Raw genomic sequence first — 6,216 nt, 5'->3', positions numbered from 1 at the left:
TGGGTTTATAAAGATTATCTATTATTCTTTCTGTCTCAATTCTGGCTTGATTTAATATGCCTAAATCCGTTGGGTATTTGATGTCTGCTGGCGCACAAGTCGCATCTAAAATTAGTTTACCTTTATTTTTTATTTTTTCTCCTTTTTCTTGGAGACAATCCTTTTTTTTTACTTCTTTATCACTCTTGTCTATTTCCCTTTTTACTATTTTTTTATTGATTTTGTTTATCAATTCTCCATCAATTCTTTTCCTAAAATGAACTAGCATTGAAGATTCCAGTGGTGGCTCTTGTTGATAACAATTTAAACCTATAAAGTATTGTAGATAGGGATTTTCTCTAATCTGTTCTATAGTTTCTCTATCACTTGTTCCTAATTTTTCCTTAATAATTAATGTCCCTAATGCCATTCTAAATAGTTTGGCTGGCGCACCTTTTTCTGCTGAAAAAAGTTTAGCATATTCTTCCTCAAAATCATCCCAAGGTATCAACTCTGCCATGATTACCCAACGATTATTGGGGGACAATTTGCCCTCGAAAGGTAATTCAAATTTTTCTGGGGGCGGTAAAGGTTGCTCCTCTTTTCGATACATTTGTTCTTGACCAACAACTGGGAGGTGTTTCTACCAATTATAGCGGTTTGTAGCCGACAAAGCTGATCTTTTTTGCGATCGCGAATATGGGTGTAACCTTTTAAAGAATAGGGTTTTGCTTTTATTCAGCAAACCCTATTTATTTCTACTTTTATCTACTTAAATAGAATTAAAAATAAAAAAAATTTCTTCAAATTTGGGACTGACATCCCCTTAAAGAGTTGGTTAATATGTTTAATAACAAAACAAGGGCTTATGCCTTAAAGCTTAAGTACAACACAACACTTACTAGGAGTTTCAACTGCTTTAACATAAGGATTAGCCCTTGCAAAAATAAACTACTTATAGGTTAACAAAAATGTCTAATAATGGCACTCGCAAAGCCTAGTCAAACTTTAACTAATCGTGCTAATCATATTAACCATTCTATTGGTCAACTTGGACGCTAAAAGTCTTTTGAGAGTTTGATAATTGTCAGAGATTTTATCAAACTCATTTTCTTTAAAACTGTAGCAACCTTCTAATTAACTAAACTTGAATTGTGCAAATTCCGGGATAGTAAGTTAATCAAAACATTTGACTTACTATCAATTTTATTCATTCAATTTTGAGGAAAAATAATGAATCTCAAATTATCTCATTACTATCGAGTAAGTCGTCCTCTATTTGATCAAGTGGAAGAACGAACTAAACGAGCAATTTATGTAACTAGAACAGCAATGTTTCGGGTTATTGATGAAGAAAGTTGGAGTTTAATTGAACAAGGACAGTTTCAACAAATTCCCTCCGAGATGTTAGCAGAATTAATTAATATTGAATTATTAGTACCTGAAGAGGGAAATGAGTTACAAACAATTATTCAACAGAACCAATCAACTATTGCAGAAGATGAGAATCTTTATTTAGTTATTCAACCCACTGCTTATTGTCAGTTAGGTTGTCATTATTTTTAATTATGCTCTTTCTAGATTAACAGATGAAACTAAAGAACTAGAAAAATGTTAGTAGTTATTGATTGCTTATACTTTATAGTATAGTAATCAGATTAATTTTTGCTCTAAAAGTCCGCTTCAAAGCAGAATTTTAGAGCAAACAAAACTGTAAAAATCTATCTTACTTGTGCTTCTTTTTTATCAGAAGAAGCTTGATAAGACTTTTCTAATAACATGATTTGCTTTGCTTTTTGGGTTAAAGCTTGATTATCTAACAAGTTTAAGATTAAAGCATCGGTGGAGAATAAACCAGCACCATTAATCAAGAAGAAAAGGAAACAAACTGCATAGATAGCAGAAAGTTCGAGATAAGCAACACTAAACCCTGCTACTAAGATGTGATGGTACATAGCGACGAGCATGGTTGAAAATAACCCTAATGCAGCAGGACGAGTGAATAAACCAATGGCAACTAAAGGCGCACCGATTAATTCAGTAAATGCAGCTACATAACTAAAGAAAATAGGGAAAGGTAGTCCAATATAAGATACATAAGCTTCGGCAAAGCTTTCGATATTACCGAGCTTATCTAGTCCGTTATGGATCATCATTAAACCCACAACCATCCGAAAAATAGCCCAAGCGGTTTGGGAAGGGATGTTAGGGGTGACGTTGGGTTTGAAAACTAAACTGAGTATTGATTTATTCATGATTAAGAAGCTATGAGAAAATTAAGGAAGTTACAAAACTTGATTGAGTTTTATGGAGTAATGTTTACTAAATATTTTGAGGCAGCGTTGCCCTTATGCCTCAAGTGCTTACATACAGGCAGTTAGAGCTACAATGACCCTAATTATACCCATGAGTATAACATTAACATTCCTTAATATGATAACAACTTTCTTAAATATTTCAACTTCGCTATATTAATCATAGAAGTGCTTGTTTAAGACTTTGGCAAAATGTAGCCAGTGAGTTTAAGCCTTCTTCTGGGGTTCCTTGTGCTAGGCGTTTAACGCAAGCACTACCGACAATTACTGCATCAGACCCCCAATTTTTGACCTGTAAAGCGTGTTCAGGTTCAGAAATTCCAAATCCGACCCCAATGGGCTTATTTGTGGTGCTACGAAGATTTTTCAGTAATTCTTCCACTCTGCTGCCTACTTGGGTTCTCATGCCAGTTACTCCGGTGACACTGACTAAATAGATAAAGCCTTGAGACTGAGTAGCGATCGCTTGAATACGTTCTATGGGACTGGTAGGGGCAACCAATAATGTAACTTCGATCCCCATGGCAGCAGCAGGTTTAAGTAAAGTTTCAGCTTCTTCTAGGGGTAAGTCAGGAACCACTAACCCTTGTACACCAGCAGCTTTAATTTGTTGTAGAAAGGGTTCAACCCCTCGATAAAAAATCGGGTTATAGTAGGTAAATAAGATGATCGGGGCTTTAATTTCTGGTTGCACCTCTTTAACAATTTTGAGGACATCTTCTAACTTCACCCCTCGACCTAAAGCCCGAGTGGCTGCGGCTTGGATAACCGGACCATCGGCCAAAGGATCAGAATAGGGAACCCCTAACTCGATGATATCGGCACCTGAAGCATCGAGAACCCGTAATGCTTTGGCTGTGGTGTCAAGATCCGGATCACCTGCGGTAATGAAGGGAATAAGGGCGCATTGTCCGCGATCGCGTAGGGATTGAAAACAATCAGAAACCGATGTCATTGGGGTCAACTCAAGCTAGATTACCATTCATCAATTTACCCTGAATTGGGGTTTATTTTCTGAATCTTTAAGATTTATAACTAACGCTTAAGGTAGTAAAATCCCTGAATATCAGGTAATTATTCTTCTTGTTCAATTTCTTGTTGCAATTTTTCTAATTCTTCCGGGGTCATCTCTTCGAGGCGTTTTTGTAATACAGCATCTTCGTAGTCTTTCAGTTGTTGATTGTAGGTCATATCTTTGTTGGCCACTCGAAACAGATAGCTTGAAGTCCAAGCTAAGACAACGATCACTAACAACGCTTGACTCCACACCCCTGCGGATAGGCCATCTAAACCGATGGCTTGAAAAACGATGTAGAGGAGACCTCCTCCTACAAAAATTGCTAAGCTAACGGTGATAACATCGATTCTTCTCATGATGGCCTATCAGGTGTTTTTTTGTATATTAAGGGAAATTAAGGGTTAACTTGTCGGCGTTTGGGGCGAAAGTTTAAAAAAGGGCTTAGTAGAAGCACTCCAGGGAAGAAAAAGAACATCAAAAAGTACATGAAAGCTCTTTCAAAAGAACTAGCTACATACCAACGAGTATTAAGGTAAAAATAAACAAATCCTGGCATGATTAACAGATAGAGCGCACTTAGCCCTAGATACAACCCAGCAGTGATCAGGGTATCTAGAGGTAACGAAGTAATGACATTAATAATTGTATCCATAATGGCGATGATAGGTGACTATGCAAGCTTTCTGCTTCTATGGTAAGGGTTTTGTGGGAAATAGCAAACTCGGAAATTTCAGGAGATCATCATATTTTGATTCGCCATAAGGTAAATTCTTTGTTAAGATTAGGGGACGTATGCCACAAAAATGCTAACAATCTATGATCACTGTTCAGAAAAATGTACTCTTCTATTACACCCTTATTACTCGTCGACGGCTATAATATCATTGGTTCCTGGTCTTCCCTAAAAGCCACCCGCGATCGCCACGGTTTAGAACAAGCGAGGCATGAATTGGTGGAGACTTTAATCAACTACACTGTCCACAAAGGATATAAGACTCGGGTTGTCTTTGACTCTCAATACCAAAAGACTCCCTCTACTATTGAACATCATTCCCAGCATCTTTCTATCTGTTTTACTGCTTGGACACAGACTGCCGACACATACATAGAAAAAGTCTGTGCTGCTTTTTTCAGTCGCCAAGAGACTGACCACGATCGCATTATAGTCGCTACATCAGATCGAGATCAATATTTGACGGCTATGGGTTACGGTGCAGAATGGATGTCGGTGGATGTTTTAGCGAAAGATATTCAATCTTCTCGTTCTCAAGTTAAACGGAAACAACAGAGTAATAAACGCAGTCGAGGACGTTTATTATTTAATTGTTTGGATACTCAATCTCAGGAAAAATTAGCTCGTTGGCTATCTTAAACGAAGTGAGAAGTTAAGGGGATTAATGTTCCAAAAAGATTAATTATGACACCAATAATAATCAATCATATTGAAATTACACCAGGGGTATGTGGGGGGAAACCTCGTATTGCTGGACATCGTATTAAAGTACAAGATGTGGTAATTTGGCATGAAAGGATGGGAATGTCTCCTGATGAAATTGTTTATCACTATCCAAGCATCACTTTAGCTGATGTTTATGCTGCTTTATCTTATTATCATGATCATCTAGAAGAAATTAGAAAAGATATTGAAGATGATGAAATTTTTACTAGGGAAATGCAAGCTAAAACGCCTTCTTTAGTCAGAGAAAAAATTAAAAATATTGATGAAAGAAAAGATTAAATTTCACTTAGATGAAAACGTTAGTCAGGCGATCGCTTCTGGATTAAGATATAGGGAAGTTGATGTTACTACAACTCCTGAAGAGGGATTATTAGGGGTATCAGATGAAATTCAGTTACAATATTCTTTGTTACATAGACGAGTTATTTTTACTCAAGATACTGATTTTCTAAGAATAAATATATTAGAAACAACTCATGCAGGAATTGTTTATTGTCCTCAACAAAGTAAGTCTATTGGTGCAATTATAAAAGGTTTACTTTTAATTTGGGAAATACTTGAACCAGAAGAAATGTTTAATCATATTGAATTTTTGTAATCGGGAATTAATTAACCTCTTTCTTGCAAAACTTCTAGATAAAGTGCAATTGCTTCTTGAATATTTTTTAAGAGTCATAAAATAGTATTAACAATTAAGGGTTTTGGTAAGGGTTCGTTATCAGCTTCATAAGCAATAATTAGGGATTCTATTGCTTCTTTGGCGTTAGCAACTACTTTTTCATAAGTAGGGTTTGCTGAAAAAGTTTCTCCAAAATTTATGCCACTTTTGACCAAGAATTTTCTGACAAATCAATAAGTTTTAGTACATAAAAATTGTTTAAAGTATAATCAAAATTAATGAAAGGCGGTTTGATGAGTTCCCCTGTTCTATTATTAGTAAATAAGGACAAAAAAAGCGACAAAAACTGCCTCAGAAGTTTAGAAAGATTGACAACTAAAAATGTAATAGCAATAGATGTAATGGAGGTTTCAGGGAGTTTTGTCATCACGAGATTTAGGCTAAATCTTCGTTTAGCTTGTCCAAACTTTCCCTCAATAGCATTACGGAAGCATTCATCGGAGTGGGCTTGTTTCTTTTCTTCTTCACTGACATTTTTCGGAGGTCTTCCTAACTTCGGACCACTGATTCTTATCCCTCTTTCCTTACACCAATTTCTGTTTTCCCTAGTTCGATAAATTTTATCTACATGGACGGATTCGGGATAATAGCCAAACGTTTCTTTATACTTTTCTACTTGTTCTTTTAAATGACAAGATTCATTGAAGTTTTCCCAACTTATTTTGTCTAGAAACACATAGTTATCTACACAGCTTACTGAGAGTTTAGCTCCAAACTCTATTGGTTTTCCTGCTTTTCCCCTCACTATTGGACGAATATGCCGTTG

At 36.1% G+C, this 6,216-nt stretch carries 10 protein-coding genes and 1 pseudogene; 4 read left to right on the top strand and 7 right to left on the bottom strand.

The genetic code is table 11. The features are described from left to right. Nucleotides 1-592: transposase (locus CWATDRAFT_RS29020; RefSeq protein WP_042712787.1), on the bottom strand; the 592-nt coding region annotated here is incomplete at its 3' end. Between the two features lie 620 nt (nucleotides 593-1,212). On the opposite strand from CWATDRAFT_RS29020, the gene CWATDRAFT_RS29015 reads away from it, so the two are divergent. Next, a complete protein-coding gene (locus CWATDRAFT_RS29015) occupies nucleotides 1,213-1,545 on the top strand; it encodes a hypothetical protein (RefSeq protein ID WP_007308312.1) in 333 nt (110 codons plus the stop codon). A 155-nt stretch (nucleotides 1,546-1,700) separates the two neighbouring features. On the opposite strand, the gene CWATDRAFT_RS29010 is transcribed toward CWATDRAFT_RS29015, so the two are convergent. The 4 genes from CWATDRAFT_RS29010 to ndhL form a co-directional block, all read right to left on the bottom strand. Next, nucleotides 1,701-2,234, bottom strand: coding sequence for a DoxX family protein (locus CWATDRAFT_RS29010; RefSeq protein WP_007308311.1), 534 nt, complete (start codon nucleotides 2,232-2,234; stop codon nucleotides 1,701-1,703). Between the two features lie 220 nt (nucleotides 2,235-2,454). After that, on the bottom strand, nucleotides 2,455-3,249 hold the full coding sequence (gene trpA, locus CWATDRAFT_RS29005; RefSeq protein ID WP_007308310.1) for a tryptophan synthase subunit alpha: 795 nt from the start codon (nucleotides 3,247-3,249) through the stop codon (nucleotides 2,455-2,457). Nucleotides 3,250-3,368: 119 nt separating this feature from the next. Then, nucleotides 3,369-3,668: a DUF3007 family protein gene (locus tag CWATDRAFT_RS29000; RefSeq protein WP_007308309.1), complete on the bottom strand. Its 300-nt coding sequence runs from the start codon at nucleotides 3,666-3,668 to the stop codon at nucleotides 3,369-3,371. A gap of 38 nt (nucleotides 3,669-3,706) precedes the next feature. Continuing rightward, entirely contained in the window at nucleotides 3,707-3,964 is a 258-nt protein-coding gene (gene ndhL / locus CWATDRAFT_RS34960) for an NAD(P)H-quinone oxidoreductase subunit L (RefSeq protein ID WP_007308308.1), read from the bottom strand. Between the two features lie 183 nt (nucleotides 3,965-4,147). Between ndhL and CWATDRAFT_RS28995 the strand changes: the two genes are divergently transcribed. The 3 genes from CWATDRAFT_RS28995 to CWATDRAFT_RS28985 are packed head-to-tail and all read left to right on the top strand — an operon-like array spanning nucleotide 4,148 to nucleotide 5,369. Further along, a complete protein-coding gene (locus tag CWATDRAFT_RS28995; RefSeq protein WP_007308313.1) occupies nucleotides 4,148-4,684 on the top strand; it encodes an NYN domain-containing protein in 537 nt (178 codons plus the stop codon). 45 nt (nucleotides 4,685-4,729) lie between these two features. After that, nucleotides 4,730-5,050, top strand: a complete 321-nt coding sequence (locus CWATDRAFT_RS28990; RefSeq protein WP_007308314.1) for a DUF433 domain-containing protein — start codon at nucleotides 4,730-4,732, stop codon at nucleotides 5,048-5,050. Next, on the top strand, nucleotides 5,034-5,369 hold the full coding sequence (locus CWATDRAFT_RS28985; RefSeq protein WP_007308315.1) for a DUF5615 family PIN-like protein: 336 nt from the start codon (nucleotides 5,034-5,036) through the stop codon (nucleotides 5,367-5,369). The genes CWATDRAFT_RS28990 and CWATDRAFT_RS28985 overlap by 17 nt, the downstream gene beginning before the upstream one ends. A 74-nt stretch (nucleotides 5,370-5,443) precedes the next feature. On the opposite strand, the gene CWATDRAFT_RS37860 is transcribed toward CWATDRAFT_RS28985, so the two are convergent. Together CWATDRAFT_RS37860 and CWATDRAFT_RS28980 are read right to left on the bottom strand one after the other, a co-directional pair. Next, nucleotides 5,444-5,605 carry a type II toxin-antitoxin system HicB family antitoxin gene (locus tag CWATDRAFT_RS37860; RefSeq protein ID WP_232287230.1) on the bottom strand — a complete coding sequence of 54 codons (162 nt, stop codon included), beginning with the start codon at nucleotides 5,603-5,605 and terminating at the stop codon, nucleotides 5,444-5,446. Further along, nucleotides 5,587-6,216 (bottom strand): annotated as a pseudogene (locus CWATDRAFT_RS28980) (IS5-like element ISUnCu10 family transposase); the annotation flags it as partial. The pseudogene CWATDRAFT_RS28980 and the gene CWATDRAFT_RS37860, both read right to left, overlap by 19 nt.

The sequence above is a fragment of the Crocosphaera watsonii WH 8501 genome (assembly GCF_000167195.1).
Classification (GTDB): Bacteria; Cyanobacteriota; Cyanobacteriia; order Cyanobacteriales; family Microcystaceae; genus Crocosphaera; species Crocosphaera watsonii.
This window is presented reverse-complemented; position numbering and strand designations above follow the sequence as displayed.

What these genes read in the sequence shown, in the direction of transcription:
- CWATDRAFT_RS29010 (WP_007308311.1), bottom strand. Translation starts at nt 2,234, where the DNA reads ATGAATAAATCAATACTCAGTTTAGTTTTCAAACCCAACGTCACCCCT.
- CWATDRAFT_RS28995 (WP_007308313.1), top strand. Translation starts at nt 4,148, where the DNA reads ATGTACTCTTCTATTACACCCTTATTACTCGTCGACGGCTATAATATC.
- CWATDRAFT_RS29015 (WP_007308312.1), top strand. Translation starts at nt 1,213, where the DNA reads ATGAATCTCAAATTATCTCATTACTATCGAGTAAGTCGTCCTCTATTT.
- CWATDRAFT_RS29000 (WP_007308309.1), bottom strand. Translation starts at nt 3,668, where the DNA reads ATGAGAAGAATCGATGTTATCACCGTTAGCTTAGCAATTTTTGTAGGA.
- CWATDRAFT_RS28990 (WP_007308314.1), top strand. Translation starts at nt 4,730, where the DNA reads ATGACACCAATAATAATCAATCATATTGAAATTACACCAGGGGTATGT.
- trpA (WP_007308310.1), bottom strand. Translation starts at nt 3,249, where the DNA reads ATGACATCGGTTTCTGATTGTTTTCAATCCCTACGCGATCGCGGACAA.
- CWATDRAFT_RS28985 (WP_007308315.1), top strand. Translation starts at nt 5,034, where the DNA reads ATGAAAGAAAAGATTAAATTTCACTTAGATGAAAACGTTAGTCAGGCG.
- ndhL (WP_007308308.1), bottom strand. Translation starts at nt 3,964, where the DNA reads ATGGATACAATTATTAATGTCATTACTTCGTTACCTCTAGATACCCTG.